1 protein-coding gene is annotated in these 2,315 nt (G+C 71.7%); it reads right to left on the bottom strand.

From position 1 onward, the window contains the following. Positions 1–84 precede the first annotated feature (84 nt). The gene (locus ACFWEJ_RS28455) at positions 85–2,085 is read right to left on the bottom strand and encodes a glycoside hydrolase family 76 protein (RefSeq protein ID WP_377232515.1); all 2,001 of its coding nucleotides are present in this window, start codon (positions 2,083–2,085) and stop codon (positions 85–87) included. Positions 2,086–2,315: the final 230 nt, after the last annotated feature.

Genomic DNA, 2,315 nt, shown 5'->3' with positions numbered 1-2,315 from the left:
GGTCAGCCGGGGTCGGTCGGACAGGCCGGTCGGACAGGCCGGCGGCTCGGGCCGTCAGCTCGGACCGGCTGACGGCCCAGGTCGTCAGCTCGTCTCGTACGCCGCCGTCACGTGGTAGACGCCGCCGCCCCAGCCGTCGGCCGGGAACGCGTCGGACACGCGGATGTAGGCGGCCTTGTCGGCGCCGAGGTGCTCGGTCAGGTCCAGGGTGTGGTCGGCCCGGTTGGAGCCGTCCCTGATCTGCTCGTCCTCGGTCAGGACCGTGGTCCAGCTCTCGCCGTCCGGGCTGACCTCGACGACGTACTGGTTGTCGATCGTCAGCGTCGCCTGGGCCGACGTCGTCCCCGCGGGGAACGGGAAGCGGTAGACGAAGGCGCTCTCGCCGTCGGCGTACCGGCTGCCGCCGCCGCTGAAGCCGGAGCCGCCGGCGTCGAACAGCCAGGGGATCTCCTCGGGCGACCCGGCCGCGAAGTCGACGACGGCCGCGACCAGCACCTCCGCCCGCGCGGTGTAGGTCAGGCCCGACCGTGCGGTGACGGTGACGCTCACCGGGTAGCTGCCGTCGGCGGTGCCCGCCGGGATCCGCACGTCCACCGGGAGGGTGGCCCGCGCGGGGTCGGCGTGGCCGGACGGGTTCAGCCGCAGCGTCCGGTCCGCGGTGACCTTCCAGCCGCGCGGCCCGGTGGTCCGCACGGTCACGGGGAGCGTCTCGGGCCGGGCGGACGTCGCGGCCACTCCGACGTCGAGCCCCACACGCGTGGCCTGGCCGGTGCTCGGCATGACGGCAACGACGGCGGGCGAGGCGGCGGCCGACAGGGTGCGGGCCGGCTGCTCCCGCGGGACGTCGGCGATCAGCGCGCTCAGGGCGCTGGCCTGGGTGCGCCAGTCGAACACGTTGGGCTGCTCGGCGGTGCCGCCGGCCCAGCGCAGGCCCAGCCGGCCCACGACGTCGCGGTCGTTCGCCCAGACGGACGCCGCCTGGTCGGCGACGAACTGCGTGTACGCCGGCTCGCCCGTGGCGTCGGCGAGCTCCATCAGGTACCGCTGGAAGATGCCCTTGAACTGCTTCTGGTTGTCGTCGCAGCTCCGCCCGGCAGCCTCGCACCACTCGGTGAGCACGCCGTCCTTGACCAGCACGTCGGACCCCAGGGCGGAGTCGGCGAGGTACTTCGCAGTGTCGAGCAGCTCGGGGTCGCCCGTGGCCCGCCACAGCTCCAGCGCCGCGCCGATACCGAGGCCCTGGTTGTAGGTCCACACGGTGTCGTTGTTGCTGGAGCAGTCGTCGCGCAGCCCGTCGTTGACCAGGCCGTTCGCGTTGATCATGCCGCTGCCGACGTACCAGTCCCAGGCCTCCTGGGAGCGGTCCAGCCAGAGCGTGTCGCCCGGCAGCCGGTTGTGCAGCTCGGCGGTCAGGCGCACCCACTGGCCATTGGTGACGGCGTTCTTGTACGTGCGCTCCTCGTTCCACCAGATGCCGCCGCCGCAGGTGCTGGTGTCCCAGAACTCGTTCATGAACTCGCCGATGGTGACGGCCATGTCGAGGTACTTCTCGTCGCCGGTCAGGTCGTAGGCGGTGACCCAGTTGAGCCCCCACCACCCGGAGTCGTCGATGGCGCGGCTGGTGAAGTTGCCGTAGATCTCGTCCGTGGACCGCTCACCGGCCGGGAACGGGCCCTTGTTCGTCTCGAAGCTGTGGTCGAGCTCGGCCAGGTAGCGCCGGTCGCCCGTGCGCGCCATGTAGTCGCCGATGGTCTGCAGCGCGACGGCGGAGTTCCACCAGCTCGACGCGAACCACGCCTTCTGCTGGTCGTAGGAGTCCATCAGCACGTCGGCGGAGACCCGCGCGTCGGCGACGGCGGTCGCGGCGTCGACGTCGTCGGTGCCTGCCGACGGCGCGGCGTCGGCGGACACTGCGCTGGCCGAAACGGCGGCGTTGGCCGACACGGCGTCAGCGGACACGGCGTCGGCCGAAACGGCGGCGGGTTCGGTGGGTGGTGGCCCGGCGTGCGCCAGGGCGACCGGTTGCAGCCCGGCGATCACGGCCATGGCCAGCAGGACTCGTCGGGTACGACGGAACATCGACATCGATGGGCTCCTCCCCCTGGGCGCGACGTTGCCCCCAGGCGCTCGTGATTTCACCCAAAACCTACAGGACAATAGGATGAAATACACCCATTCGATGACAGCGGTGTCGTCGACGTCGCCGACGGGCACGAACCGGCCGCCCGAGCACCCGCGGAGCCCACCGATCCCCGTCGACCGGGAGCACCCCGTGAAGTGCGCTTCTACCCCGTCATTGGGCCCGGAATCAGGCC

This window comes from Promicromonospora sp. NPDC060204 (assembly GCF_042728455.1).
Taxonomy (GTDB): Bacteria; Actinomycetota; Actinomycetes; order Actinomycetales; family Cellulomonadaceae; genus Promicromonospora.
The sequence above is the reverse complement of the archived record's forward strand: the minus strand, read 5'-3'. Positions and strand labels throughout refer to the sequence as shown.

Bases quoted from the DNA above. Each gene is read 5' to 3' on its own strand.
- ACFWEJ_RS28455 (WP_377232515.1), bottom strand. From the start codon at position 2,085: ATGTCGATGTTCCGTCGTACCCGACGAGTCCTGCTGGCCATGGCCGTG.